Raw genomic sequence first — 26,050 nt, forward strand, 5'->3', positions numbered from 1 at the left:
TGCAATTTTCAACAAAAATTTCAAATAAGTAAAATCTCACTTTTTAAACAAGATATAACGCTTCTCGTTTATGTGATGTACACCCGTAGAGGCACGGCAGTGCCCATTGGTGTCAACTTAAGCAGAAATCTTCTGACTGCATGAGTTTTGCCCTCATCCCCTAACCCCTTCTCCCAACATGAGAGAAGGGGTTAGGGGATGAGGGCAACCTTGGAACCCTTTATCTAACCTAACTTCTACCTTCCGTTGACACATATAAGCAGTGCCGTGTGCCTATACCTAGCGATATAATTTTGTACTGCATCTAGATGGGAACCGCTATATATAAGTGAGGAGAAAGACTTTTATCTGTCTGTGATCAATAAAAGATTATTTAATTTTTTGGGATTGGCGATGGCGATCGCGATCGCCATCGCTATTATTGCTTGTCAAAGTCTACAATTACCAAGCAAACCCTTAGCATCTACCGCAGTCACCATCAAACTCAGTGGTTGGGGAGGCTCCCCTATTGAGCAAAAACTCTTGAGACAAGTACTGCAAGACTTTGAGGTACAACATCCAACTATTAAGGTCAAATATGAGGTAATTTCCGACCAATACATGGATGTAATCAAAACTCGTTTAGTTGGGGAAGCCGCGCCTGATGTCTTTTATCTAGATGCACTAGAAGCTCCTTTCTTGATGAGTCAAAACGTCCTGGAACCGTTAGATGCTTACATCACCCCCAAATTTGACCTAGTAGACTTCGAGGATACCTTACTCGACAGCTTTAAATATCAGAACCAGATTTATGGTCTTCCCAAAGATTATTCCACCCTGGCTCTGTTTTATAACAAAAAAGCTTTTGCCGCCGCCGGCTTAAGTAATCCGCCAGCGACTTGGGATGAATTACGTAACTACTCGAAACAATTGACAGGCAAAGTTAACAAATACGGCTTTGGAGAAATCCCAGAATTGGCGCGTCAGGCTTATAAGATTAAAGCCTTTGCTGGACAACTTGTTGATCAAAATGGTTATGCTACCTTTGCCAGTGAAGCAGGTTTACAGGGTTTAGAGTTGGTAGTAGCTCAGTATCAAAAAGACCAATCCTCTGCTCAAAAATCTGATGTGGGGACAAACTCAGGTAGTGAAATGTTTGGTCAGAATAAAGTGGCAATGGTGATTGAGGGTAACTGGGCAATTCCCTATCTAACTGAAACCTTTCCTCAACTAGAGTTTGCTACCGCCCAATTGCCTACTATTAATGACAAAAAAGGCACGATGGTCTTTACAGTTGCCTACGTGATGAATAATCTTGCACAGCACAAAGCCGAAGCTTGGGAGTTGATTTCTTATCTCACGGGTAAAGAAGGAATGCAAAAGTGGACAGGAACAGGGTTTGCTTTGCCAACACGTAAATCAGTAGCAAAGAATTTGGGCTATGACCAAGATCCACTGCGATCGCCATTAGTGGCGGGAGTTAATTACGCTACACCGTGGCAGGTAGGTCAGTATCCAAGTGCGATCGTGAATAACTTTGATAACCAGTTTGTCAGCGCCTTACTTGGGCAACAACCATTAAAGCAGGCGATGTTGAAGGCAGAGAATGAAGCTAATCAGCAGATTAAGGCGATGGAGTAAACAATCTTTCTTACCTTCACCAAATTACTTCTGAGTAGAAATTTGCTATCTCTTTATCTGCTGTAATTATTGCAGCTTGATTACTTCTGTCCAGTGCGACGACAACTCGATCTAATGGATCTCGATGACCCCATTTTAAATTGACACTTTCTATCCAAATATTTTCATCAATGGGTACAATCTGAACGGTACTAGACTTTTTCAGCCTTACTAAGTAATCGTTAAGATTGACTCCTAAATCTAGTTTTTTATTTTTGATTTTTATGGCAATTTCCCATATAGCTATAGAAGGGACAAGACCATTTTTATCCCTTTCCATCTGGTTGCACGCTTCTTTAGCTTGTTCAGAAAGTTTGGCTGGCTCTAAACTCCACCAGATTAGGGCACAAGTGTCAAGGACTATCTTCACAATTGTGGCCATTCCTCAGTGGTTGGTGTAGTTAAATCCTCAAAGTACTTCACTTTACCGCGCATTTCCCCAAATAACCTTCTGTTGAAGGTGCTTGTGCGTATTTGGAAATTTTCACAACTGGTTTACCGCGATCGGTAACTACAATTTCTTCTCCTTCTGACTCTACAAGTCGTAGGAACTCAAGAAGTTGAGATTTGAGTTCACTTTTGGAAATTGATTTCATAATAACCGTAGTCATGACTATAGTCATATTCTAATAGGACATAGCATGAACTATTGCTCAATTGCTAATACAATCCCCATTCTAATTTCAGAGTTTCTAATTTAGGATTCTTTACACTCATTCTCTTACACTCTTCTAAAAATTCTTTGACTTGTTCTTCATTAAGACTTAAGCCACCATCTTGTAGATTATTGATGTAAGTAATCACATCTGAAGTTGTTAAATCCGAACTTATTTCTTCTAAGAGAATAGCATTTCTAACTTCCCGACAAACCAACTCAATATCTGATGAAGTAAATCTCGTACTTTTATCCGCCAAAACTTCAAAAATAATTAGCTGATTTATATCAATTTTGGACAGGTAGTGTTTGAATAAATCTCTTCTTTCTACTTGAGAGGGTGGGAAAATAGGAATCTTCCAATCCAATCTACCAGAACGCTTCAAAGCACTATCAATACCACTCAAATAATTAGTAGCAGCGATGACAATTACATCACTACTTTGCAGATTATTTAGTTCTATGAGTAATTGGTTGATAGTTGCTTTTTGGTCTGTATGTGCGTTGTCTTCATTACGATTAAACCCAATACTATCTAACTCATCAATGAATAAAAGTGAAGGAGATTTTTTTTTAGCTTGAGCAAAGATATCTCGAATATTCTTTTGGCTTTGCCCTATCCAAACACTGACAATATCGGCAGGAGAGAACTTAAAGAAATATCTCCCCGACTCATTAGCAAAAGCATTTGCCAGTAGAGTTTTTCCACATCCCGGTAAGCCATAGAAAAGAATTCCACCAATTGAACTCTTATGCCCTTTAGATTGCAGCTTCAGGAGTCTAGTTAGTTTTTCTTTTTCTTCGTTTAGCCCTTGTACTTGGCTAAAGTCAAGCTTAAATTCTTTGATGCGGTTAGTAATTGGATATGCTTGTACTAAACTAGGTTTTTTAGCCCCATACTCAAAAGATGGATAGTCGATAGAGTCAAATGATACTGCGACTAATTGGTGTTTTTCATAATCAGGAGCCATGATTACAACTTGGAAGCGATCGCCATAATATCCAGAAAACTTATATTCTAATATTTCCTTAGCTTTTTTCAGTTGGTAATAGTTGCGTGCGATTTCAAAACCGGGAATTACCAACCAAAGACTTTCTAGTTGATTCGGCCATACTTTTGATTTTCTCAAAACTCTCTTAATTGAATCTAAAAAAAGATTAGTATCCTGAAAATCCTGGTATTTAAGAGTTTCTATCTCAACCACTACCTGATTTTTTACATAGACTTCTATGATTTCACTTTGGTACTCTTCATCATCATCTGATGTATCTTCATCGATTGTTTCTTCATCCCTAGAAGTCAACTCAACTTCACAGCCGATATTAGACAATCCATATCCTAGACTTTCCAACGTTTTGATAGCAAAATACTTAAGGTAAATATATTCTTTACTTTCCTGCTGCCACTTCAGAGTGTAAAAATGTTCAGCCTTCATGTTCAGTAATAACTGAGATTCAGCCTGTACTTGAGCCTTTTGTAGTTCTACAAAGTAATCTTGCAAAGATGCATCATCTTCCTCTATTTCATAATATGGAAGTTCCAGTAGGAGACGAAAATGGGCGTACACTTCCTCTTTATATTCAATAGAGGCTTCATTTGGATATTTACACCTGAGAGTAAAAGTAAAAGGAATTTTACTAGCAACTCTATCTACCAAGTATCCTAAAGCATCTTCTTGCTGATGAGCCTGGATTTCTAATAGCGATGGACAATGAAATAAAATAAAAAACTGTTCGGAATTATATTTATTGGCAGATAGAGATATCTGTTCAAACTGCTGATCAAATTTTTCAGAATCAAGCAACTCTAAACCAGTGTTACCAAGTATAATGCTGGTCATAGTTGAGCGATGAAACTGAAAGATACTAGCATTAGAAATAGGATTTTCTTGTTCATCTTTACAATCTTGCTCTGAGGCAATACTGGTCGGAATTTTCCTAGTGGCAGCTATAGGTGTACTATCATAACCTCTATACTGATATTTTCTAATTAATTCATAATTAAAGATTTTGACAACAATATCACAGAAGAAATCTTCTACTTGTGGAATCAAAAAAATACCTACTGGCTGATGAGAATCTAAACACGCTTGGAATCGTTCATATTCCTGTTCAGAGCCAAAATCAAACAAGTAGTAGAAAAAATCATGTTTGACTGAAATTGCCTCTCTTAGTTTAGCTGAAATTGATTGACATTCAGCAACTTCATTTATTGGTTCTACACCTTTAATAGAAATAGCTATTTTTGTATCTAACGGAATATGCAAATCCAACCGAGGATTTGCACAAAGACCCAATTCATCAAGGGCAGTATTAAAATCATCTATGAATGATTGACTTCTACGCTGGTAGCCAAATTGTTCTATGATAGTTTTGACTCGTAGGTTATTTTGAGTTTTACCAGTTCTCTGGAGTTTACTTTTAATTGAACGTAAGTAGGCTGTATATGACATTTTGTGTCCTATGGCTTGAGTCGGGTTAATTAGCATCCCCAAGGAAACTAAATATATAGTTCCCTAAGTTACATATACAACTAACTCACACAAGCGATGTCTCTTGACTCGTTGCTTTGCATCTACGCTTTCCAAAGTAAAGTACAGAGACTCATTTAATCAGGTTAAATATTTTTGTACAGGAGTACCATAAATAATCATGCACGACCTATCGCTACAGTCGGTTTAGTGCGGGATTAAGCGGAGGTTCAGTAGTGTTTGAAATCAACAGGCGACGGAATAACCCCAGGTGGAACATCACCGAAGGCTTGGCGGGGTATATGTTTATGATGCCCACCATTCTAGTTTTGGGGACTTTTGTAGTCTTACCCATTCTCTACGCTGTTTTTCTTTCCTTGCAAAAAGTTCAACTTCTTGGCGGTATTGAGTACAAATTCATCGGTTTTCGGAACTTCACGCGATTAGCTGAAGATGAACGGGTTTGGATTGCTTTGAGAAACACAGCCGAATATGTAGCTATTGTTGTCCCAACTCAAACTATCTTGGCTTTAATTCTGGCGGTAACACTGAATTCTGGGATTCGTGGTAAAAACTGGTGGCGCATCCTCTATTTTTTGCCCACAGTCACTTCTTCAGCAGTGCTGACGCTGATCTTTATGTGGATTTATAACACTGATGGGCTACTAAACAATTTTCTCGCTTTTGTGGGGCTACCTACTTATAACTGGTTGGGCGATCCAGCAGTTGCGCTCAAAGGCATTATGATCATGAACATTTGGTCAACCGCGCCGTTTTTCATGGTGATTTATCTGGCGGCGTTGCAAGATATACCCCAAACTCTTTATGAAGCGGCGGAACTTGATGGCGCAGATGGGTGGCGGCAGTTTATTTACATTACCCTTCCCTTGCTTAAGCCTGTAACCTTCTTTGTGGTATCAGTGGGGGTGATTGGAACTTTTCAACTTTTTGACCAGTCTTACATCTTCTCTGGCGGTACTGGCGGGCCAAACAACGCTACCTTAACTGTGGTGCTGCTAATTTATCAAGCTGTGTTTCGGAATTTACAAATGGGATATGCAGCTGCGATCGCATTTTTGTTAGCAGCAGTGATTATTGCCATCACTTTGATTCAGCGGCAACTTTTCGGAGGTGAACGCATTTGACTAACACCTCTGGCTTATCCTGCCTCAAAGCCCTGTTGTACGTCTTGCTGACACTCTATGCGATTATTACCCTGATTCCCTTTCTCTGGGCACTTTCAGCATCATTTAAGCCGCTATCAGAGATTGTCAGTGGTGAACCCAACTTTCTCCCCAAGAATTTTACTCTCGATAACTACAAGCAAATCTTTCTAGAAGAACCGCTATTTTGGCGCTGGTTATTCAACAGTGTGGCGATCGCACTCAGCGTCACGCTTTTAAACTTGTTGTTAAATTCAATGGCTGGTTATGCCTTGGCAAGACTGCACTTTGTAGGCAAGCGCTTTTGGTTCTTCCTAATTTTGGCTGTGCTGGCAGTACCGGCGCAAATCACCCTAATTCCCACATTTTTGATTTTGAAAGCGATCGGCTGGCTGAATTCTTACCAAGGCATGATTGTGCCTAGCATGGTTAATGCCACTTTTATCTTCATGATGCGGCAGTTTTTCGTTAATTTTCCTAAAGAACTAGAAGAAGCAGCTCAACTCGATGGCTTAAATACCTTTGGAATTTTCCGACATATTGTCTTACCTTTGGCAAAACCAGCACTAGCAGCGCAGGCAGTTTTTGTGTTCATGGGGAGTTGGAATAATTTTTTACTGCCTCTAGTTATCCTATTTGACCCAGAAATGTTTACCCTCTCTTTAGGGCTGAACACCTTCAAAGGTCAATACATCAGCTATTGGAACTACATTATGGCGGCTTCTATGGTCTTTACCCTGCCAGCTTTAGGCATTTACGCCTTTTTTAATCGTTACTTTATTCAAAGCGTCACCTTTACCGGGGGAAAAGGTTAATAGGCATTGGGCATTGGGGATTGGAGATTGGGGATTAATTCTTTGCTCTCCCTGTTCCCCATGCCTGATTTCTCAGACCCCAGAACCCATTCTCCATCCCCTATGCCCCATGCCCCATCCCCCAAACAGTATTTTGGGCAACAAATTGCACTCCTAACGTGATATTGGTATTACAGCGACTCAATCTCTATCTATTAGTTAACAAGCATTATGGGTTTTGCAGACCTATCGATCGCAGAGATAGCAGCCGACTACAGCATTCCTGTAGAAAAAGTGTTTTCTCTGTGCAACCAACTGGGAATCGCCTACAAACACCAAAAGACCCGTTTGGCGTTAGAAGATGCAAAGGCAATTATTTCCCAAATATCGTCTGAAATATGCCCAAAAGGTACTAGCGACTCAGTGGGTGATAACGAAGTCATCTGAAGGGTTATCTCGGCTTTGGCTAATCACTGATAGCTAATGACAAAAAATAATCAGTCATTAGCAATTAGCAGCTTGGAGATTGAGAATCGCGTTCTTAGCTGTGTTGAACGTCAAAATCTTTAAGGGGAAACATGTTTAGAAAACTAATTGGCGTTGTTGTGGCTACTGTTTTACTCTCGTTTCAGTTGCTTGTCGGTAGTGCGACAGCAGTGGAACTGGACGAAGCTACCCGAACAGTGCCATTAAATACTCAAGGCGATACTGTTGTACTCAGCCTTAAACAAGTCAAAGAAGGCAAACGCTTATTTAATTACGCTTGCGCCCAATGTCATGCTGGTGGAGTTACCAAGACAAACCAAAATGTGGGACTCACTCCAGACGATCTGGCACTGGCAACACCCAACCGTAACAACGTTGAAGGCTTAGTAGATTACCTGAAAAATCCCACTACTTACGACGGGGAAGAAGAGATTTCCGAAATACACCCCAGTCTCAAAAGCGCAGATATTTTCACAGCAGTGCGAAATCTGACGGATGATGACTTGGAGGCGATCGCTGGTCATATTCTCTTACAACCCAAAATCGTTGGTACTAAGTGGGGAGGCGGAAAAATCTATTACTAAATCCTGGAACTGAGTCTTTGGGAATAGGGAATAGGGCATTGGGCATTGGGCATTGGGAAGAATTCATTCCTCATTCCCTATTCCCCATTCCCCATTCCCCATTCCCCATTCCCTACTGATTGCATAGCTTTTTGCAATAAATTGCTCTCCATTCTTAAAAAAAAATTGGATCTATGACAGATTGTCATACTTTGGCGTTGATTTTATTTAAAATGAGTAAAGAGAAAAAAATTGTTTGTTAGGAGAGAGCTATGAAATTAATTTCGGCAAGCTGGCGGCGTCTTGGTTTAGCTGTGTTGACAATCCTTTTAGTTGTTAGCAGCTTTGCTGTTTTTACTCCCAGTGCTTCGGCTGAAACCTACAAGGTGAAATTGGGTAGCGATAAAGGAATGCTGGCATTTGAACCGAAAAAGTTGACCATTAAACCAGGCGACACAGTTGAATGGGTGAACAATAAAGTCCCTCCCCATAATGTTGTGTTTGATGCAGCCAAAAACCCCACTAAGAGCGCCGATTTAGCTAAATCTCTGTCTCATAAGAAGTTGCTCATGAGTCCTGGTCAAAAGGAAACAACCACCTTTGCAGCAGACGCACCTGCTGGTGACTACACCTTCTATTGTGAACCTCACCGTGGTGCTGGTATGGTTGGTACAATCACTGTCGAAGGCTAGAAACACTATCGTTTGACACAAGATGATTACTCAGTGAAATTAGCTCATAGCAATACGCCACACTCTTAGAGTGACGCACAAATGGCGGTAACGAGTCCTATCCTTTCCTAAGACGCTAAACAACCTGTAGCGCTGGAGAGGTGAACTCGTTACCGCCAATTTTGATCAAATTTGACTTAATTGGGGATTAATCGCGTTTATACTCTTGCTGGAGGCTTGTTGCGAGGAAATTTTCTTGAGAATACTTTTATTAATTCTACTGTCGGCGATCGCCCTATTCAAATTCACATTCATTAGTCCAGCACTAGCTGCCGAAATCTCCAACGGTGCTAAAATTTTCGAGGCTAACTGCGCTTCTTGCCATATAGGTGGCGGTAACATCCTTATCAGCCAGAAAACCTTGAAAAAGGAAGCATTGTCAAAGTACCTAGAAAATTATGATCGGGACTCAATCGAGGCGATTATTCACCAAGTGCAAAATGGTAAAAATGCCATGCCTGCCTTTAAAGACAAGTTAAGTTCTGAGGAGATTTTGGAGGTAGCTGCTTACGTTTTTCAAAATGCAGAACAAGGCTGGTAAAGTAGCTATACCGTCTAATTCTTGTGGGGTAAGCGTTTTATTGCCTATTTTTAATTACTGGCGGGATGGACGCACACCCCACAAGATTGGAGAATTTATTTGTTGGAAATCCCTCAGTGCATTTCCTTCTTAGAGGATGTTTTAAAAGTGTTCGGCTGTAATTTTAGGCACTTCTAGATCCCCCCTAACCCCCCTTAAAAAGTGGGGAACCGGAATCAAAGTCCCCCAATTTATCGGGGGATTTAGGGGGATCTAAAACGTTTTGCTACCGACCAGAGAACTTTTAAAACATCCTCTTAGAACCTTCTAACGAACTTTCTACTTTAGTAGTTGACGAACTAGCGATCGCCAGTTCGTCAACTACTAAAAACAATATTTTAAACAGCACTTACGCAAACAATAACCGAAACCCTGATTTTCAGGTAGGGGCAATACCCCTGCGGAAAGCCGCTTGTTTACGAACGCGAACAGCGCAGACAGACGCGCTGCGAATGCATCTAAATGAATTGCCCCTACCTGAATCCAAAATCACCTGCTGGTGATTATTTTTCTGGATTAGAATTTTGTCTGTTTTCCTTCACTTGGCGCAACTGTTCCACTAATTTTTGATCCGCTTCAGCAGAGGTTGTAGCCTCACCCTTATTGATTCTCGGCAGCAATAACGGTTCGGAAGTAGTAACTGCCGATGAAGGCGTGGGCTGGCTATTTCTGATTCGCAGTTCAGATAATGGTTTGGGAGTAGCTGTCGGTGAGAACTCAGGCTGATTGCCATTGACTCCTGGTGCAGCTAATGGTTTGAGAGTACCTGTCGGTAAGGACGTGGGCTGGTTATTTCTGATTCGCAGATCAGGTAATGATTTAAAAGTAGCTGCTGGTGAGGGAGTCAGCTGATTGTTATTGATTCCCGGTGCAGATAATGACGAGGGCTTTTGCTCTTGAGTAGTCCCAGTAATATTGATCGTGCTGTTTTGGAAACGTAGGTTAAATGGATAGGAACTAATCTGTTTATCTCCCTTGGGGGATTGCTTGTTGAAGTATTGCCTTGCTTTTAATTGCAATTCTGGGGAAATTAACTTGTCTTGAAATTTGATATCTAAGACCTTACCATCAGGATCTACCACCAATACACCCAAAACAGCACCTTCCAGATTGGACTTATCCGTGGATAATGTTTGGCGGATGACTGGTTTTTGTTCAGCGTTGGGGTATTGTTGCTGGACTTGCTTTCTCAGGTTTGTGTAGGAGTCTAACTGTGCAATTGCCTGTTGAGTTCCCTTCGCCGATAAATCCGCTGTCTGGAGTGTGCTTCCTCTAGTTCCGATTAAAGTATCCCCATTCCTTGGAGCTTGTTTTAGAGAATTTATCAGCGGGTTTTGAGCAATTCTAGACGCATTCTCAATTGGTTGCGTCATTTGCGAAGTCGGATTTACCTGTGCTGTTGCAATGGGGGTACTGTCAGATAAAATTGGAGGTTGGGCATTCCGCAGAATATCATCAGGTATTTGCTGCGACTGCAATTCTGGCAACCTATCTGGCAACCTATTTATAGCCAGCGGCTTAGGTGGCTCGTATTTGCTGCGAGTCTCACTCATCCGAGGGACTGCTCGAGAGAATCTGGCGCTGGTATTAAATTTAGAACTATCAAATTTAGATGCGTCAAACCGTAAATTATCACTAGGAATCATCCGCAAAGACTGTCTTGTAGGCAAGGAGGAGACTCGATAGTTATTCGATGATGGGGGTAGGGGAGGCAGTACCAGCTGACTAGATGGTGATGGCGCTAATGGGGTTAATCCAGGTTGGACGCTAAAGTTTGGAGCAGAAAGTGGGGCGACTGGAGGTAATTGTTGTAAACCAATTTGGGGTGTGCTTTGCGGCAAACGGTTTTGATCGGCTTGGCTCAATTCCAAAAGTCCGACTGTTTTGGATGATGCTGTTTCTTTGGGCTTGTTAGAATCCATCGGCATCAATGGCACGATCATAGCGATCGCACCGTGGATACCAAGGGAGGCTATAGCTGCTATCCCAATTGGCTGGCTTAAGATATCTGGTATATTTTTTAGCAGGGAGACGTAAGACATAGCTGTTATCGTTCACTCACTCAGTTGCAGTTGACTAGCGATTTTCTCTTTCCGATATTGCAATCTCTTGCAAGAAATGCGTTCCTCATAAGGAAATAATAACTTCCTCTGCTGGCAATCAAAACGCCAAAATTGCCATTTATTCAAGTTTTTAATTAATCAATGAGGCTGTATCATATTCTTCCAAATTTGAGCTTGCTAAAGAGATATTTGAAAAATTACTACTTTTGATTTTTTATTGTTATGACGCACACAATTAAGATTAATATCTGGGAGTTTTATAAAGTTTAAGTGAACGCACAAGTTTGAATACATAAAAACACCTGCCGAAGTTGCGTTGTTTTTTCTACTGTTGTTCAGTCAACTACGCTTCTGTAACAGATGGCACACTTGCTTGTCCGAGACTAGTCCCTATGTGAAAATACTACCACATCGGCAGCCCATCAAACTGTTGCAAATTGTACAATTTTATTGACATTCTAGCCCTAAATCCCACCAAAGCTATTTGGGGTTTTCTCAAAGGAGTGAATTAGACGATCGCAATTCTAGCTCCTGGATCATGACTACTTCTTCGTCAAAAAAGTTCAAGCTCTCAATCATTGCATCCAAAATTTAAAATGCCGTTACCGACAGTTATTTTGCCTGGATATCTAGAAAGCGCGATCGCTTACCGCCAACTCGAACAATCCCTACAAAAGTTAGATTTTCCCACAGTTACAGTACCACTGCGACGACGTGACTGGCTACCCACTCTCGGAGGAAGACCCGTAACGCCGATTCTCCAACAACTCGATCGCACGATCAAGCAGACGTTGCAGCAACATAATGCTACTCAAGTTAATTTGATTGGTCACTCAGCCGGAGGTTGGATATCTCGCATCTATATGGGAGAAAAGCCCTATTTAGCACGCGGTGATGTCAAACCATTTCTCTGGCAAGCGCATCCCTTGGTTGCTACTCTGATCACCTTGGGTACACCCCACATTAGCCAAGAACGCTGGACACGCCACAATCTAGATTTTGTCACCAATAACTACCCAGGAGCTTTTTACAAAAACGTTCGTTATGTTTGTGTCGCTGGCAAAACTATCTATGGCCAAAGGCGGCGCGGTAGCTGGTTAGCTTACAGTAGTTATCAATTAACCTGTGGTAAGGGTAACACTTGGGGAGATGGAATCACACCCATCGAAGCTGCTCACCTAGAAGGGGCAGAAAATCTGGTGATTGAAGGTGTGAGGCATTCTCCCAGAAGTCCTGGGATTTGGTATGGTTCAGCAGAACCCTTAAAAGCTTGGGTGCAATATTTGATTTAAAAAACTTTATTTTTCTCGGAACAATGCAACATTTATTAATATTTCTTAGCTAAAATTGTAATAAGAATAAATACTTAGTTAAGAACAGGAGGGGTGAGCCATGCAAAGCACCCAGTTCGATCAGATTTTGCGACGAATAGCGACGATATTATCAGTCGTGATTTTGACTCTGTGTTTAATTTATGTCTCTACCGGAGTAATGCTTTCTTTTTACTATGAACCGACAGCAGGAGGAGCTTATAACTCCCTAAAGATGATTAATACCCAACTGCCATACGGTTGGTTGTTTCTGAGAGCGCATGATATTGCTGGTAACGGAGTAATTGCGATCGCTCTAATTCAAATTGTGGTGATGTTTTTGGGTCGGCAATTTCGCAAGAGTTGGCTGGCTGCTTGGATTAGTGTGATTTTGTTGACCCTAAGTGCGATCGGGCTGAATTGGACAGCGATGATCCTAGATTGGACTCAGGAAGGATACTGGCGTTTTAACATTGAACTAGGAACCATCGAAGCTATTCCTTTTATTGGTGGACAACTGCGCGAAATTTTAACTGGGGGTGGAGCGATTAACACAGTTACTGTCGAACACCTTTACACAATACACAGTTATCTGATTTCGATGGCGACGCTAATTCTTGCCATAGTTCATTTATCTGCTTTACTGTGGCAGGAATGGGAAATATATCAAGAAACGCCAAGAGTAGAAATTGGTAATTTGCAACAACCACCAGAAGGCAAATTTGTTCCTTCCCAAAGCTAATAAAGAGTGCTGAGTTAGGAGTTACAGCGTATTGCAGGTAAATGAAGTACACGGGTAGGGGCACAACATGTTTGTTGTGCCCCGACGATGATCTGTACCTCACCTTGGCGTAGCCTCTCGTAGAGAAGTTGCAATCTGCTGTATATTCTTCCTCAGCCTCCTTATCCCCCAGGAACTTCACTAGCGGAAAGTTGAGACAATTGGGACAGGGATAAGTCTTCAACCTCTGGTAACTTTTCTAGAGCGAGGGGAGTGGATTGGGTGGCGCCAGATAAGCGTTTTAAAAGGCTAGGTCTGGGGTCATGTAACAGATAAATAATCCGATCGCCAATTTCCCAATCTTGGTTAGCTGGCATTACCTGTAAACGTTCTTCTCGTTCTACCAATAGCGGTATCAACACCCCAGTCCGAATCTTTTCTTGAATGCGATCGTATTGAGTGGAAAATTCCAACTCATTCAGAGTGGTTGTTCCCAACTTAACTCGCCCATCATTCAAATACTCATTCCAAGTTTTAATCGCTAAGTCTGGAATAAAAGCTTGATTAACTTTATTACTAGCCGAGTTAGTCGCTTGCGGATCGCGGGGAAAAACAGCTAAGACACGCGGCGGATTAAATTCCTCAGCTGCTCGTTGAGCCAAAACAAAATTTACCTCGCCATTACTTGTCATCGCCAAAAAAGTACCCATAGAGGCAAGTCCTGCCTCTTCTAAAACAGCAGCATCCAGGGCACTGCTGGCAATAACCCGCAGATTTTGCGCCTCGGCTTGCACAAGACATTCGGGGTCAGTATCAATCATGACCACGTTTTCTCCCCGTTCTTGAAAGAAGCGGGCAATCAAAAGACTCAAGGGATTACAACCCACAATCACTGCCCCAGTTACGTCCTTGGAGGTGATTTGCAGCCATTTAGCAACCCAGCCAGCTGTTAGCCCCTGGCAGACAACAGTCATGATAATTGTCAGGAAAACTAGAGCTTTGATGGAATCACCGCCGTTAATGCCTCGCTGTGTCAGCGAAATCGCAAAAAAAGAAGCTATAGAGGCGGCAACAATTCCTCTCGGAGCAACCCAGCTTAAAAACAGTTTCTGTCGCCAATTTAAGTCACTGTTCCACGTACACAAGAGGATATTAATCGGGCGAACGACAAACATTAGTACCAAAACGGTGAATAAACTACCCCAACCCAAAGCAAACACACTCGCAATCGATAGGTCAGCAGCTAATAAGATAAATAGTACCGAGACGCTGAGAATTGTCAGCTGACCCTTAAAGCTCCGTAACAGACGTTCTTCTGGTACTGAGGAGTTAGCAAAGACTGCCCCTGCAACTACTGTTGTCATTACTCCCGATTCACTGCGGATCATTTGCGATAAGCTAAACAGGCTCCAAAGTATCGCCAATACGACTAAGTTTTTTAGCTCGAATGACAGAAAACTGGCGCGTTTGAAAATCAAACTCATCAGATAACCGCCAGCACCACCAATTGCCGCACCAACGCCCAGGCGCATGAGTAAACCAACGATCGCATTAATCGGGTCAGAATCGTCGTTCAAAATCGTATCGAGGACAACGAAGGCGAGGATCGCCCCTACAGGGTCAATTAAAACCCCTTCTCCTTCCAAAAGTGTTGCCACTTGCCGATCTACATTGATTTGTTTGAGCAAAGGGCCAACGACGGTTGGGCCTGTCACCACAACTATGGAAGCATAGAGAAAAGCTATGTTCCAGGGAAATTCACCCAGCCAGTGGGCTGCCATACTCCCACCAAGCAATGTGATCAGCGTTCCTTGAGTGACAAGCAATTGTAGGCTGACTGAAACTCTGCCTAACTCTCGCAGATCCAAGTTAAGTCCACCTTCAAACAAAATTATTGCCGTTGCTAGGGCGACTATAACTTCCAGTCCAGTGCCTAGTACGTGGGGATGCAATAGCCCTATGCCATCGGAGCCAAACAAGATGCCCAACAGCAATAACAAGACGATGCTGGGTACACGAAGGTATGCAGCCAGCACTTGGGCGCTAATGCCTGCAAAGACAGCGATCGCCATCTGTAGGGTAATTTCAAAAGATGCTTCCATGTTGTAGATTTTGAGCGATTTATTTCAAAATCTTTTGTAAAAAACCGTAGATATTAACTCTACAGGGTACAACATCATACCCTTTGTTCCTTGCTGTCTTCAGCGTTTCTTATATCTGTGTATGCCCCTAAATTCCCAGCGCCGAACGCTGACGCACCCTGCGGCTGACCGCAGAAGCATCTACGGACTTTTTTGTGTGTCTCCATATCTTTGTATCCTCTTCAAGCTTTTGCTCCCACCCAGTTTAGCTGCCACAAACTTTTTTTGGCAAAACCTGTTGACAACGGCAAGGAAATTGGTTAAGTTATAAAAGGTCTGAGTCCGATGCCCCCATCGTCTAGAGGCCTAGGACACCTCCCTTTCACGGAGGTAACGGGGATTCGAATTCCCCTGGGGGTACTTAAAAACAATAAAAAGCAAAAGCTTTTTTGTTTGAAGTTTAAAGATAAAAACCATCATTTAGTAATACTCTAAATGATGGTTTAACTATTATACATAGGGTTCTTTGCTGGCGAGTTCTGCTACACGTTGGTGAATAGCTAGAAGATTTAACCGCAAATCTTTGCTCAGGCGATTTTCAATAATTCCCACTGGCATAGTGAGTTTAGGCCAAACTTGAATTGTGTAGGACAGATTTGTTCCCATATACTCACCAAAGGAATAAGGCTCTAAGCACCAGCTACCAGAAAAGTCTTTAAAATCTCCCTCTACCATACGGAAATTAATTGCTTTGGGGAAGCATTCTTCCAAATCTAGAACTACCCGCGCACAAAATTTGAAATTCAGTAAGCGCTGGGAGCCTACTTGCTCCAGCCTAATCCCACCATTGGGATGCTCGATGAGACGACTTTTGGCGAGGTTGGGGATGAAGTCAGGTAAGGCTTCATAATTTGTCAGAACCTTCCAGATTTGCTCTACTGGTTGGGGAATTTGGACTTTGGCACAGATTTGCCGCTGTCGCTCTGCTATTTTCTTAATTTGAACTTCTACCTTGGCAAGCAAATCCCCTTCTAGGTTGTTGTCATCAGTGGGAGACTGCAAATCAGGGTTCTCTGTTGGGTTCTCTGTTTTAGTCACTTTCAGAATTATGGTTTGCTTTCGTCAGAAAATTGGGGCAGAGTCAAGGTGAAGCAAATTTCGCTCTGTTCCGAATCCGAGATTGGGAGACTTTCAATCGCGATCGCTCCATTCAGATGCTGCACTAAAGACTTGACTAGAGCAAGTCCCAAGCCAGTCCCTGGAGTCCAGCGCCCTTTTCCACGACGGAATTTATCAAAGATGTAGGTTGCTTCTTCTTCAGAGATAGCCCGTCCTGTATTCGTCACCTTCATGATAACTTGATCAATTTGTTGATCAACTCGGTGAGCAGCTTCAAGGTGGACGATAGTATCATGCTCTGAGTATTTACAGGCATTCGTTAACAATTCTTGCAGGATGCGGTCAAAACTCTCTACTTCAGTTTGCAGTTTTAGCGAATCTTCTGGCAAATCTACAGAAATCTTTAATCCCTTTTCGCCAAGTTTTTTTTCAAAAGATGATGCTATATCCTGGATTTTAGTATTTAAATCTATAGATTCTAATTGCGGGGCTTCGTGAGGCGACTCTAGCTTTTGGAGTGTCAACAAGTCATTAATCAAGTTGATTTCCTTTGTACATTCCTGCTCTAGGATATCCATATATCTACCCTGACGCTCTGGTGCTATTCCTGGCAAACGCAAGTTCCGAATTGACATCAGCATATTTGTCAAGGGATAGCGTAAGCGATCGCTCATGTTACTCAAAAATTCATCTTTGAGTTCGTTAAGTTTCCGCAGTTGTTCAACATACTGCCGTGTTCTTTCATGCAATTTCGCTTGGAGTTCCAGGCTACTCTGGAGTTTTGCCGTCCGCTCATCTACCAAAGTTTGCACTTGGCGCAATGTCTGTGACTGAATTATGGCGTTACTCACTTGAGCACAAACCATTTCCACAAGATTTAATTCTGCTGGTTGCCAATTGCGAATCACAGATTGCTGTAGCACCAAGAATCCTAAAATTTTACCTTGACTCTCTAATGGCACTAAAAGTATTGCAGGCAATTCCTCTATTGCAAATAATGGAGCAGCTGTCAAGGTCTCGTTTTGATCTGTATAGTCATCGAAGATTACTGGTTTTCCAGAATCCATGAAGGCACGCTGGCATAAACCACAGTCTGAAACCAAGAAAGACTTAGCTAAGGTGTCTAGTTTACTAGTGCCGGAACTTTGTGTTTCCCTAGCCCATTCACCAATCACGGTAGCTTTCGCTTTGGGAATTTGTTTTTTAGCTTGAGTCCTAAATAGTGGATCTGTATATTTCAGTAATATGAGCAAACCCCGATCGGCCTGTAGAGATTCGGCAGTCGAGGCGATAACTAACTGGAGCATTTGATTCAGCTCCAAGTTGCTACGACTCAATAAAGTTAATTGCTTGATCAAGTTTTGATGCTGCTTGCTCTTTTGCAGAGACTGCTCTTGATGAGTAATTTGTTGAGCTTGTGCCACTCCAGAAAAAGCGATCGCGCAAGCCGACTCCACTTCTTTGAGCAATTGTTTTTCTGGTTCACTCCATTCATAAGGCTGGAATTTAATCAGATTAATCACTCCATTATTATTGCCACCAAACCGAGTCGGAATTGCCAAAACCGCTTTTATCGGTAGTGGCAAATATTGACACCCAGTTACCAGACTGTTCTGAATGATGGAAATGTCTTCAATAGTCAATGGTTGGGCAGCACATTGCAGCACTGGCGAGTGCATAAGTAACTGTTCCATTGAAAACATTTCTTCTGGGTGTGGCAACCCTAGATACTCATCAGCACACCAATTAGTAGTAGTTGCTTCGTCGGATGTCTCATCCGCCACTGAAACCAAGCAGCAGCAATCTACTTGAAAAGCAACTCCTAGCAATTGGGCAATATCTTGCAGCATCAATGCTGTAGCCGAGCTATTAGCAATGATTTGGTTAATTTTTTGTACCAACTCGCGGGCAGGTTCTTCCTGATGCTGCATCAGCTTGACTTGGTAAGGTTGTAGTCGATCTATGTCATCTACGTAATGTGGCGGCGATGATAAAGGCTTTTTCATTTTTGGCACGCCCTCGGATAATAACCCCATTGTTCTTGCACCCAACCTCTTGGCATTATTCTTCACCTTTAGTTGTGTTGCTACACCCTGATAATTGACAAATTTTGTGTAAATACTTTCTCTCACCTGTTATAGCCCTTTTCTATCTCAGATGGCCAAATTTCCACTTTATCAAGCAAATTGCTACATTGGTACATAAGTAATAGAATACTTAAGATATCCTATAAATGCTTCAGTTAGCTTATTTTTAACTGCTCTATTTTGAAATAATGCACTAACTTTATCCTGTCTGTAAGTATACATAAACCGTAATTTCTCTGGAATTACAGCAAAATTACCCTTTATATCACGTAAAATTACGGAACTTAATTTATAAAGTTTTATTACATTTTTTTAAAAACTATTAGGTTTAACAAGCTACTCTTTAATCTCCGTAACTCTCAGTAAAATATCAATGAAGTGAAGGAGGCAGGAGGTTGTTCTTGCAGTATAGGCTTCTGTTCTCTACGAGAGACTGCGCCAACGAGACGTACTCACGTTCAGACCACACTATCAGTGTAGGTAGCTAGTCTGTGAGCGTCTTGCTCTCAAACTGTGGCAGAGATTTGGAGTAGAGCTTAAATTCTTGCTAAATTTTGAATGCAGCCCAGTTATTAGTAAAAATAACTGGGCTGCATTTGTCTAAATATAAAACTAAACCACATCTACTTTGAGAACTATATATAGTTTTTAAAGTAGTAAGAGTATCTTTGTACTCTCTGCTGGTAGTAGCGGACTAGATGCCCGCCCTACTCAAGGTTTCAAAATGGACGAGGTTTATCCAGCCAAGCTCTCGACACTCAGGGGAACCATATCGCCATTCCTCGTCAGTCCTAACAACATCGGTTGTTGGGGTTGAATTAGTTGACCTGTCAGTACACAGCGTTCTTCTTGCTGAGCTGTGGCAGCTATGCTAGCTCGAATGTCGGATCGCGAAAATCGAGGCTTCCACTCACCTGATTTTTGCTGGACATAATTCCAAAGGATATCTCGGATCAGAGCTTGATATCCCTGATTCCCAGCTATTTCTTTGAGTTTATCTTTGAGTTCCCGCTCTAGGCGAATGCTGGTAACTTCCATATCGGTGGTTGGGGTGCGAGCGATCGTATGCATCAGTTTTTCTCCTTAAAGGTATAGACAGGATAGTAATACAAGTGTAGTATGTTTAAAGGAATGTTCAATAGGTGAAATTTTCTGTGAAATCCATTTACCCCATCTCTACTTCAATTTTGTGCGCTACCAATTGCCGAACCAATTGGGAATCAGCTGCTATGGAAGTGGAGTATTTATTTATGGGCGATGGAAGCCGAAATCATGGGCAAATCACAGAAGGTAATGATGATTATAAGTATGTAGGTATTAGTGCACTAATTGCAAAACCACAACTAGATCAACAAAGCGGGGGTTACAGGCAAAGGAATCCTGTACCAATATGAGACCAGAAAATTTTCCGGTCAATTCTAACCCCCGCTTCACCGAAAACTTGAAGCGGGGGTTTTTTTATAAGGAGTTAAGCTGTGACGATATCTTCCATGCGCGGCGCGAACGCAATGCAAGTGTTAGAGCAATCTGTGGTGGTGTTTTCTCAAAATTACTTGCCACTATGTCGGGTCAATATCAAGCGGGCAATTGTGCTGTTAGTAACCAACAAGGCGCAACCGTTGGGTTTTACCACAGAAAGCGGATGGCAAGTTCACTCACCCAGTTTGGTAATTGATGTGCCAAAACATATTCGCTTGACAATCACTTCTAATGAGCGGATGTGGAAAGTTCCGCCAGTGAATCGGCGGGAAGTCTTGCGACGAGACCATCACAGTTGCCAATATTGCGGCAGCGGCAAACATCTAACGCTAGATCATGTGATGCCGCGTTCTAAAGGTGGTTCTCACACTTGGGATAACGTAGTCGCAGCTTGTGAAAGATGTAACTCCCGTAAAGGCGATCGCACCTTATTTGAAGCTGGTATGCAACTGCGTACCAAACCAAAAGCGCCAATCCACCCCGCGATTTCTTTTGCTGAACAGTTTTGGATAGATATGCAAGCAAACCTGGAATAACAGGAGAGCATAAGGAATGCTGAAATTAACTTACACTGAAAGCAGTTTTGATTTGGAATGTGTCACTCTGTCGCTAGAAGAATGGGTAGCGCAGCGAGTGATTTTAGCCCTGCGAGTTGGGCAAAGTTTTTGCATTGAACCCACTACCGCTTCCTTTTTGCTTCCTGTTGATTTGCTAGGAGTAGAAGTACTCAGGGCTGAGGTAAAAAGAGATGACAGAGAAATTATTGCCCTCTGTGCCTGCGATGCCGAATATATGGAAGTCACATTGCGGGGTTCTTGGCTATCAGCTAGTTCTAAGGATGCTGTAGGTGTGTTTGTCACCACTATGAGCGATCGCGCTGAGTTCTTTTTGCATAAACTTTGGCAGGAAGCTCAAGAGAGCAGTGCTTCTGTCATGAGCGAATAAACATAATAGTAGGGTGAGGAGAATTTCTCACCCTTTATTCCTCTATTTGCAGCAGTTCGGGAATTGTCACAAATCGGTAGCCTTGCTGTTTAAGTCCGCTGATGATTTGTGGCAAAGCTTGTACAGTTCTTTGGCGATCGCCACCGCCATCATGCATTAAAACAATAGAACCTGGTTTCGCGCCTTTCAGGACATTATTTACAAATGCCTGCGGTTTGGCGTGAGGGTCAGTATCGGCTGAAGTTAGCGACCACATAATTACAGCGTCTTTCTGGCTTTTGGCGTAAGCGGCTAGTCCGTTATTTAAAAAGCCTCCAGGAGGACGAAACAGAGCAGTTTTGACTCCTGTAGTTTTGTATATCAGGTCAGAAGTGCGATCAATTTCACTCTTGGCTGTGGCTTCATCCATTCGCCGATACCAATGATGCCAAGTATGGTTGCCAATGGCGTGTCCCTCGCCTACCTCACGCTTGGCTAGGTCAGGATTTGCTTGCAAAGCCTGTCCTACCCAAAAGAATGTCACCTTAACATCATTTTGCTTCAGGATATCCAGCATTTCTAGGGTTGTCTTCGGCCAGGGGCCATCATCAATGCCTAGAGCAATGACTTTCTCGTTATTTCTGGGATGCACCTGATAAACTGTTTTTCCCTGAAATTTAGCTGGGACTGTAAAGGTAGGGTTTTCTACTTTGACTGATGGCGGTAATTGGGCATTAATTTGGGCTTTTGCTGGATGATCTTGAACTTGTGCAGTATGGATTTTGCTTAAAGGCTTGTTCAACCCCAATTGTGGGTTGATACTACAAGCTGTAATCGTAGAGGCGATCGCGACAACACTAATTATCTGTTGTCGCTTGAAGTAGTTGTCTGTCACGTCAGGTTTTTAAATATTCACCCAATCATAAGCTGTAGTTTGACCTTTGAGAGGGTTTAGCACGTTGAAATCTAAGTGCAGCAGCTTTTATAGACAATTTCAAAAAAACTTTCTGAAACCCCTTGACACCTCTTGTAGTATTTTGTAGTATATATGTAGTGAGGCGAAAGACAAAGCTTCGCAAGGGTCAAAATCATGTTCTACATACAACTAAAGGACAGGTGTTGAAATCAACCAAAGTCCTTAGTAAACAAAGCTGCTCCTACTTGCAAACCATCGGCAGTAGAAGCAAGAAACGAAAAAAGTTCTAAGTTTGCACTCATCAAAACCACTGAATACATCCGTAATATACAACAGGCTTGCTACCTAGAGTTTCGGTTGTTTTCCTAACAGTTTCTAACAGTAAAAGCTAACTTTTCTGAACCTTGAAAACTGAATAAGAAATGGGCAAGTTCACCAAAAATCTGTACCTAAAAACCTAAAAGTTTAGGCACAGATTCCAAAAAATCGGGGTGTAGCTCAACTGGCTAGAGCGTTCCGTTGTCTGCGGAAATGTTGCGGGTTCAAATCCCGTCACCCTGGTTATAGTCCCGTAGGCGAATAGTTTAAGCCATCAGCCTCTCAAGCTGAAGATTGCGAGTGCGAATCTCGTCGGGACTCCCAAATGGTCAGGTAGCCAAGTTGGTAAGGCGTTGGTCTGCAAAACCGATTAGCGCGGGTTCAAATCCCGCCCTGACCTCTGGTGCGATCGCAGCGTAGCTTAATTAGCAAAGCCCCAGGTTCATACCCTGGTATATGCGGGTGCAAATCCCGCCACTGCCACCAAATGCAGGGATGGTGTAACGGCAACACCTCGTGACTCCAAATCCGATGTTCTAGGTTCAAATCCTAGTCCCTGTGTCAGACAATTTTGGATTTTAAATTTTTTAATCCAAAATCTAAAATTTAAAATCTAAAATTCAGTCAATTATGCCCTCGTGGACGAATGGTTAAGTCAGTGTTCTTTCAAAGCACAGATGCGAGTTCAATTCTCGTCGAGGGAATGATTATGGGTCGGTGGCCGAGTCTGGCTGAAGGCGACAGTCTGTAAAACTGTTCTTTTTTGCACGCAGGTACCCTTCTCTTCGAGACGCTACGCGAACGGGAAGCAAGCTACAAATCCTGCTCGACCCATTATGGAGAGGTGGCTGAGTGGCCCAAAGCATCCTCCTGCTAAGAGGAAACGGGTAGTTAATACCCGTCGCAGGTTCAAATCCTGTCTTCTCCGCCTTGAGAGTGTGGTGTAACTGGATAACATCTCAGTCTACGAAACTGAAGATTTGAGGGTTCAAATCCCTCCGCTCTCGTTACATGATCTCTTATTTTATCCCCCGGTAGCTCAGTTGGTAGTTAGCGCCTGTTTGAAAAACAGGAGGTCGTCGGTTCGATTCCGACCTGGGGGGCTTCGTTGCCTCATAGCTCAATGGTAGAGCAAGCGGCTGTTAACCGCGCGGTTGTAGGTTCGAGTCCTACTGAGGCAGCCATTCATTGCCGGGTAGACGAATTGGTAAGTCGCATCGCTCTGAACGATGAGGTTGCAGGTTCAAACCCTGCCCTGGCAATAAAGCCCTGTGGTGTAATTGGCAACATAGCGCCCTTTGAAGGCGAAGATTCCAGGTTCGAGTCCTGGTGGGGCTGCCAAACCCTGCTCTTGTAGCCCAATTGGAAGAGGCTGCCGTCTCAAAAACGGTAAGTTGTGGGTTCGATTCCCACCAAGAGTACCAAAATTTGCTCCTGTAGCCCAATTGGAAGAGGTGACAGACTTAAAATCTGTTTGGTTGTGGGTTCGACTCCCACCAGGAGTACCAACGGGGTGTAGCGCAGCTGGGAGCGCGGGAGTTTCGGGAACTCCAGGTCGCAGGTTCAATCCCTGTCACTCAGATTTTGCCCTTGTAGCCCAACGGAAGAGGCGCTTCGCCTAGAACGAAGAGGTTGCTGGTTCAAATCCAGTCAGGGGTATTGGTGAATATGCGGGGATAGAGCAACGGTGGCTCGTCAGGCTCATAACCTGAACATCGGTAGGTTCGACTCCTGCCCCCGTCACCAAAATTAGTGCTGGTGTAGCTCAATTGGCAGAGCAACTGATTTGTAATCAGTAGGTTGCAGGTTCAATTCCTGTCACCAGCTTGACTGATGCGGGTGTGATGTAACGGTAGCATGAGACGCTTCCACCGTCTTCGTGCGAGTTCAAATCTCGCCGTCCGCTCTGAAACTTGCGGGTGTGATGTAATCGGTAGCATCTGAGTGCGCCATACTCAGTGCGTGGGTTCAACTCCCTCCACTCGCTTGCGTAGTCCTGTAGCTCAATTGGTAGAGTGTCTTTCTTACAAGAAGAATGTTGCGGGTTCGATTCCTGCCAGGACTACCAAATATTGGGAGTGTAGCTCAATGGAATAGAGCTTCGAGCTTCTACCTCGAAAGTTGTGGGTTCGAGTCCTACCACTCCCGCCTAAACAAGTCAAAAGTTAAAAGTCAAAAATCAAAAGAATGAATTTAATTATTTCTCTTTCTTTTTAGTTTTACTTTGCTCTTTTTACTTATTTGATGGGGTCATAGCTCAAATGGATAGAGCGCCTGCCTTGCAAGCAGGAGGTTATGGGTTCAAGTCCCATTGATTCCACTGATGGTATCTGAAGCCAAAGTGGTCGAGGCACTGGTTTGTGGAACCAGTCATAGCGGGTTCAAGTCCCGTCTGATACCCTTCAATGGAAGATGCTGCTGAATGGACGGCAACCAAGCTTGAACCTTGGAGTACAGGCAACTGTAGGGGTTCGATTCCTCCATCTTCCTCTTTTTCCACCTGAAGCCGAAAAGCGAGGCACTGTGCTGATAACACAGAAATAGGAGGGGCAGTACCTCCCTGGTGGATTTATATCTAGTGTTGGTGTTAACAACGCTTGCGATGTCAGCGATCGCACTTGCTCATTTCTTTTTCAAATTAACGAGGGTGGTTGGCATAACGGCTGTGCATCGGGCTTTTAACCCGCAGAAATAGGTTCGACCCCTATACCACCCATTATGAATAGGAACTAGCGATCGCTAGTTGAGCATGTTGCAATAATATCTCTTTATCCAGAGCATGTATGGGATATTGCGGTGTTACTGCCAGTAGTTTCTCAATTCTTTCTCTAGCTGCTTCTACCACTGCTTCATCTAAGCTACCGTTACTGAGGGAGTCGGCAAAATCTTCAGCAATCTGATAAGTTCTTTCTATAGATGATGAATTAATATTGCGCGAGACAATAAACAGGTCGCAGCCTGCATGAAGTGACCGCGCCACAGTACCAGCTTTCATAAACATATCTGAGATCGCTTTCATATCTAAATCGTCAGACACAACCACTCCCTCAAAGCCAAGTTCCTCTCTAAGTATGGTTTTGAGGATAGCCTGGGAAAGCGTTGCAGGTAGATCAGGATCTATCTTGGGAAATAAAATATGGACAGTCATAATCAAAGGAATCTGTACTTCGATTAGGGCTTTGAAAGGTATAAGTTCTCGAAGTCGCAGGTCTTCTAGAGTTAAATTTAGTATTGGTAGCTCAATGTGAGAGTCGTTGCTGGTGTCTCCATGTCCGGGGAAGTGTTTGGCGCATCCAATAATTCCTGACTCTTGCAATCCAAAGTAGTAGTCACGGGCACCTTGAGTAACAGTTTCGGGAGTGTTACCAAAGGCGCGAGGCCCAATCACCGGGTTATTGGGATGGGAAAAAATATCTGCTACGGGTGCCCAGGATAAGTTTATGCCCAGTGATTTTAGTTCTACTGCTGTGGCTTTTGCTACTTCACGGGCGTGCGATCGCAGCAACAAGGCATAAGGAAAACGGGTAATTGGCAATGGTGTACGAATTACACGACCTCCTTCATGATCCAGGGTGATAAACATGGAATCACGTTCAGTATATTCTCGTATCTGGTTGTTCAAATCCTTGAAGCTTTCTAGCCAAACCTGATATGGAGTGCCATCCAGAAAGTTCTTGGCGAAAAAGATCACCCCAATTGGTCTCAATTCATTGAGTGCGCGTTTATCGTCATCGCTTAATTTAGTGCCGGAAATACCTAGAACCAGGTGATGTCCAAAGCGCCTTAGCTCCTGCGATACACTCATAATCTTTTACCTATAAGTTGTAAGGTAAACAACTGAGTTGTTCAACCTAGAGGACATAAACATTTATCCTACACCCTCGTAGGAGCGGAAAGTTTTCAAAGGTAAGTTTTTTTATTCTTGTCCTA

21 protein-coding genes and 28 tRNA genes are annotated in these 26,050 nt (G+C 42.9%); 39 read left to right on the top strand and 10 right to left on the bottom strand.

Annotation, left to right across the window (positions count from 1 at the left end):
* Nucleotides 1-393: 393 nt before the first annotated feature.
* The gene (locus tag V7K62_RS23685) at nucleotides 394-1,620 is read left to right on the top strand and encodes an ABC transporter substrate-binding protein (RefSeq protein ID WP_334868501.1); all 1,227 of its coding nucleotides are present in this window, start codon (nucleotides 394-396) and stop codon (nucleotides 1,618-1,620) included.
* A gap of 16 nt (nucleotides 1,621-1,636) precedes the next feature.
* On the opposite strand, the gene V7K62_RS23690 is transcribed toward V7K62_RS23685, so the two are convergent.
* Genes V7K62_RS23690 through V7K62_RS23700 form a run of 3 tightly spaced genes read right to left on the bottom strand, consistent with a single transcriptional unit; the run spans nucleotide 1,637 to nucleotide 4,767 of the window.
* Nucleotides 1,637-2,029, bottom strand: a complete 393-nt coding sequence (locus V7K62_RS23690) for a type II toxin-antitoxin system VapC family toxin (RefSeq protein WP_334868414.1) — start codon at nucleotides 2,027-2,029, stop codon at nucleotides 1,637-1,639.
* A gap of 49 nt (nucleotides 2,030-2,078) precedes the next feature.
* Entirely contained in the window at nucleotides 2,079-2,270 is a 192-nt protein-coding gene (locus V7K62_RS23695) for a type II toxin-antitoxin system Phd/YefM family antitoxin (RefSeq protein ID WP_334868416.1), read from the bottom strand.
* Between the two features lie 49 nt (nucleotides 2,271-2,319).
* Nucleotides 2,320-4,767: an ATP-binding protein gene (locus V7K62_RS23700; RefSeq protein ID WP_334868418.1), complete on the bottom strand. Its 2,448-nt coding sequence runs from the start codon at nucleotides 4,765-4,767 to the stop codon at nucleotides 2,320-2,322.
* Nucleotides 4,768-5,021: 254 nt separating this feature from the next.
* Between V7K62_RS23700 and V7K62_RS23705 the strand changes: the two genes are divergently transcribed.
* The 6 genes from V7K62_RS23705 to petJ all read left to right on the top strand — a co-directional run bounded on the left by V7K62_RS23705 (nucleotide 5,022) and on the right by petJ (nucleotide 9,063).
* On the top strand, nucleotides 5,022-5,930 hold the full coding sequence (locus tag V7K62_RS23705) for a carbohydrate ABC transporter permease (RefSeq protein WP_334868420.1): 909 nt from the start codon (nucleotides 5,022-5,024) through the stop codon (nucleotides 5,928-5,930).
* Nucleotides 5,927-6,763 carry a carbohydrate ABC transporter permease gene (locus V7K62_RS23710; protein ID WP_334868422.1) on the top strand — a complete coding sequence of 279 codons (837 nt, stop codon included), beginning with the start codon at nucleotides 5,927-5,929 and terminating at the stop codon, nucleotides 6,761-6,763. The genes V7K62_RS23705 and V7K62_RS23710 overlap by 4 nt, the downstream gene beginning before the upstream one ends.
* A gap of 210 nt (nucleotides 6,764-6,973) precedes the next feature.
* Complete coding sequence (locus V7K62_RS23715) at nucleotides 6,974-7,189, top strand: hypothetical protein (protein WP_334868424.1); 216 nt, start codon at nucleotides 6,974-6,976, stop codon at nucleotides 7,187-7,189.
* 131 nt (nucleotides 7,190-7,320) lie between these two features.
* Complete coding sequence (gene psbV / locus V7K62_RS23720) at nucleotides 7,321-7,812, top strand: photosystem II cytochrome c-550 (RefSeq protein ID WP_334868426.1); 492 nt, start codon at nucleotides 7,321-7,323, stop codon at nucleotides 7,810-7,812.
* Between the two features lie 251 nt (nucleotides 7,813-8,063).
* Nucleotides 8,064-8,483, top strand: a complete 420-nt coding sequence (gene petE / locus V7K62_RS23725) for a plastocyanin (protein ID WP_334868428.1) — start codon at nucleotides 8,064-8,066, stop codon at nucleotides 8,481-8,483.
* 235 nt (nucleotides 8,484-8,718) lie between these two features.
* On the top strand, nucleotides 8,719-9,063 hold the full coding sequence (gene petJ / locus V7K62_RS23730; protein WP_334868430.1) for a cytochrome c6 PetJ: 345 nt from the start codon (nucleotides 8,719-8,721) through the stop codon (nucleotides 9,061-9,063).
* A 542-nt stretch (nucleotides 9,064-9,605) separates the two neighbouring features.
* Here petJ and V7K62_RS23735 read toward each other — a convergent pair.
* A complete protein-coding gene (locus V7K62_RS23735) occupies nucleotides 9,606-11,144 on the bottom strand; it encodes a hypothetical protein (RefSeq protein ID WP_334868432.1) in 1,539 nt (512 codons plus the stop codon).
* A 617-nt stretch (nucleotides 11,145-11,761) separates the two neighbouring features.
* Between V7K62_RS23735 and V7K62_RS23740 the strand changes: the two genes are divergently transcribed.
* Entirely contained in the window at nucleotides 11,762-12,457 is a 696-nt protein-coding gene (locus V7K62_RS23740; RefSeq protein ID WP_334868434.1) for an esterase/lipase family protein, read from the top strand.
* 100 nt (nucleotides 12,458-12,557) lie between these two features.
* Nucleotides 12,558-13,217, top strand: coding sequence for a cytochrome b N-terminal domain-containing protein (locus V7K62_RS23745; protein WP_334868436.1), 660 nt, complete (start codon nucleotides 12,558-12,560; stop codon nucleotides 13,215-13,217).
* A 161-nt stretch (nucleotides 13,218-13,378) separates the two neighbouring features.
* Here the strand turns inward: V7K62_RS23745 and V7K62_RS23750 are convergent, their stop codons facing one another.
* Entirely contained in the window at nucleotides 13,379-15,298 is a 1,920-nt protein-coding gene (locus tag V7K62_RS23750) for a cation:proton antiporter (protein WP_334868438.1), read from the bottom strand.
* 326 nt (nucleotides 15,299-15,624) lie between these two features.
* On the opposite strand from V7K62_RS23750, the gene V7K62_RS23755 reads away from it, so the two are divergent.
* Nucleotides 15,625-15,697: transfer RNA gene (locus V7K62_RS23755), tRNA-Glu, on the top strand.
* Nucleotides 15,698-15,787: 90 nt separating this feature from the next.
* On the opposite strand, the gene V7K62_RS23760 is transcribed toward V7K62_RS23755, so the two are convergent.
* From V7K62_RS23760 to V7K62_RS23770, 3 genes are all read right to left on the bottom strand, one after another.
* Nucleotides 15,788-16,375 carry an SRPBCC family protein gene (locus tag V7K62_RS23760; RefSeq protein WP_334868440.1) on the bottom strand — a complete coding sequence of 196 codons (588 nt, stop codon included), beginning with the start codon at nucleotides 16,373-16,375 and terminating at the stop codon, nucleotides 15,788-15,790.
* 8 nt (nucleotides 16,376-16,383) lie between these two features.
* Nucleotides 16,384-18,402, bottom strand: coding sequence for a sensor histidine kinase (locus tag V7K62_RS23765; RefSeq protein ID WP_442937331.1), 2,019 nt, complete (start codon nucleotides 18,400-18,402; stop codon nucleotides 16,384-16,386).
* An 816-nt stretch (nucleotides 18,403-19,218) separates the two neighbouring features.
* On the bottom strand, nucleotides 19,219-19,554 hold the full coding sequence (locus V7K62_RS23770; RefSeq protein ID WP_096535028.1) for a hypothetical protein: 336 nt from the start codon (nucleotides 19,552-19,554) through the stop codon (nucleotides 19,219-19,221).
* A gap of 437 nt (nucleotides 19,555-19,991) precedes the next feature.
* Between V7K62_RS23770 and V7K62_RS23780 the strand changes: the two genes are divergently transcribed.
* A complete protein-coding gene (locus V7K62_RS23780) occupies nucleotides 19,992-20,498 on the top strand; it encodes an HNH endonuclease (protein WP_322695765.1) in 507 nt (168 codons plus the stop codon).
* A 16-nt stretch (nucleotides 20,499-20,514) separates the two neighbouring features.
* Nucleotides 20,515-20,907 carry an alr0857 family protein gene (locus V7K62_RS23785; protein ID WP_334868441.1) on the top strand — a complete coding sequence of 131 codons (393 nt, stop codon included), beginning with the start codon at nucleotides 20,515-20,517 and terminating at the stop codon, nucleotides 20,905-20,907.
* 34 nt (nucleotides 20,908-20,941) lie between these two features.
* Here the strand turns inward: V7K62_RS23785 and V7K62_RS23790 are convergent, their stop codons facing one another.
* Nucleotides 20,942-21,781, bottom strand: coding sequence for a polysaccharide deacetylase family protein (locus tag V7K62_RS23790; protein ID WP_334868442.1), 840 nt, complete (start codon nucleotides 21,779-21,781; stop codon nucleotides 20,942-20,944).
* Between the two features lie 508 nt (nucleotides 21,782-22,289).
* Between V7K62_RS23790 and V7K62_RS23795 the strand changes: the two genes are divergently transcribed.
* The 27 genes from V7K62_RS23795 (at nucleotide 22,290) to V7K62_RS23925 (ending at nucleotide 24,836) form a co-directional block, all read left to right on the top strand.
* Nucleotides 22,290-22,363, top strand: a tRNA-Asp gene (locus tag V7K62_RS23795).
* A 4-nt stretch (nucleotides 22,364-22,367) separates the two neighbouring features.
* Nucleotides 22,368-22,444 (top strand) — tRNA-Glu (locus tag V7K62_RS23800).
* A gap of 3 nt (nucleotides 22,445-22,447) precedes the next feature.
* Nucleotides 22,448-22,520: transfer RNA gene (locus tag V7K62_RS23805), tRNA-Cys, on the top strand.
* Between the two features lie 10 nt (nucleotides 22,521-22,530).
* A tRNA-Met gene (locus tag V7K62_RS23810) sits at nucleotides 22,531-22,606 on the top strand.
* A gap of 3 nt (nucleotides 22,607-22,609) precedes the next feature.
* Nucleotides 22,610-22,681 (top strand) — tRNA-Trp (locus tag V7K62_RS23815).
* 72 nt (nucleotides 22,682-22,753) lie between these two features.
* Nucleotides 22,754-22,824, top strand: a tRNA-Glu gene (locus V7K62_RS23820).
* Nucleotides 22,825-22,831: 7 nt separating this feature from the next.
* Nucleotides 22,832-22,954 (top strand) — tRNA-Tyr (locus V7K62_RS23825).
* A gap of 4 nt (nucleotides 22,955-22,958) precedes the next feature.
* Nucleotides 22,959-23,048: transfer RNA gene (locus tag V7K62_RS23830), tRNA-Ser, on the top strand.
* A gap of 4 nt (nucleotides 23,049-23,052) precedes the next feature.
* Nucleotides 23,053-23,127 (top strand) — tRNA-Arg (locus V7K62_RS23835).
* 21 nt (nucleotides 23,128-23,148) lie between these two features.
* Nucleotides 23,149-23,223 (top strand) — tRNA-Phe (locus tag V7K62_RS23840).
* Between the two features lie 6 nt (nucleotides 23,224-23,229).
* A tRNA-Asn gene (locus tag V7K62_RS23845) sits at nucleotides 23,230-23,304 on the top strand.
* 5 nt (nucleotides 23,305-23,309) lie between these two features.
* Nucleotides 23,310-23,382 (top strand) — tRNA-Gln (locus V7K62_RS23850).
* Nucleotides 23,383-23,385: 3 nt separating this feature from the next.
* Nucleotides 23,386-23,461: transfer RNA gene (locus V7K62_RS23855), tRNA-Gln, on the top strand.
* A 6-nt stretch (nucleotides 23,462-23,467) separates the two neighbouring features.
* A tRNA-Leu gene (locus V7K62_RS23860) sits at nucleotides 23,468-23,544 on the top strand.
* A gap of 6 nt (nucleotides 23,545-23,550) precedes the next feature.
* Nucleotides 23,551-23,628, top strand: a tRNA-Leu gene (locus tag V7K62_RS23865).
* Nucleotide 23,629: 1 nt separating this feature from the next.
* A tRNA-Pro gene (locus V7K62_RS23870) sits at nucleotides 23,630-23,702 on the top strand.
* Between the two features lie 4 nt (nucleotides 23,703-23,706).
* A tRNA-Leu gene (locus V7K62_RS23875) sits at nucleotides 23,707-23,779 on the top strand.
* 10 nt (nucleotides 23,780-23,789) lie between these two features.
* Nucleotides 23,790-23,866 (top strand) — tRNA-Met (locus V7K62_RS23880).
* 8 nt (nucleotides 23,867-23,874) lie between these two features.
* A tRNA-Thr gene (locus V7K62_RS23885) sits at nucleotides 23,875-23,947 on the top strand.
* An 8-nt stretch (nucleotides 23,948-23,955) separates the two neighbouring features.
* Nucleotides 23,956-24,026: transfer RNA gene (locus tag V7K62_RS23890), tRNA-Gly, on the top strand.
* 9 nt (nucleotides 24,027-24,035) lie between these two features.
* Nucleotides 24,036-24,107: transfer RNA gene (locus V7K62_RS23895), tRNA-Gly, on the top strand.
* A 5-nt stretch (nucleotides 24,108-24,112) separates the two neighbouring features.
* Nucleotides 24,113-24,188: transfer RNA gene (locus V7K62_RS23900), tRNA-Val, on the top strand.
* Between the two features lie 6 nt (nucleotides 24,189-24,194).
* A tRNA-Arg gene (locus V7K62_RS23905) sits at nucleotides 24,195-24,268 on the top strand.
* Between the two features lie 98 nt (nucleotides 24,269-24,366).
* A tRNA-Ala gene (locus tag V7K62_RS23910) sits at nucleotides 24,367-24,440 on the top strand.
* Between the two features lie 6 nt (nucleotides 24,441-24,446).
* Nucleotides 24,447-24,520 (top strand) — tRNA-His (locus V7K62_RS23915).
* 7 nt (nucleotides 24,521-24,527) lie between these two features.
* A tRNA-Ser gene (locus V7K62_RS23920) sits at nucleotides 24,528-24,610 on the top strand.
* 155 nt (nucleotides 24,611-24,765) lie between these two features.
* Nucleotides 24,766-24,836 (top strand) — tRNA-Lys (locus tag V7K62_RS23925).
* On the opposite strand, the gene nagZ is transcribed toward V7K62_RS23925, so the two are convergent.
* Nucleotides 24,837-25,925 carry a beta-N-acetylhexosaminidase gene (nagZ, locus tag V7K62_RS23930; RefSeq protein WP_334868443.1) on the bottom strand — a complete coding sequence of 363 codons (1,089 nt, stop codon included), beginning with the start codon at nucleotides 25,923-25,925 and terminating at the stop codon, nucleotides 24,837-24,839.
* Between the last annotated feature and the right edge of the window lie 125 nt (nucleotides 25,926-26,050).

The sequence above is a fragment of the Nostoc sp. genome, from assembly GCF_036917935.1.
Classification (GTDB): Bacteria; Cyanobacteriota; Cyanobacteriia; order Cyanobacteriales; family Nostocaceae; genus Nostoc.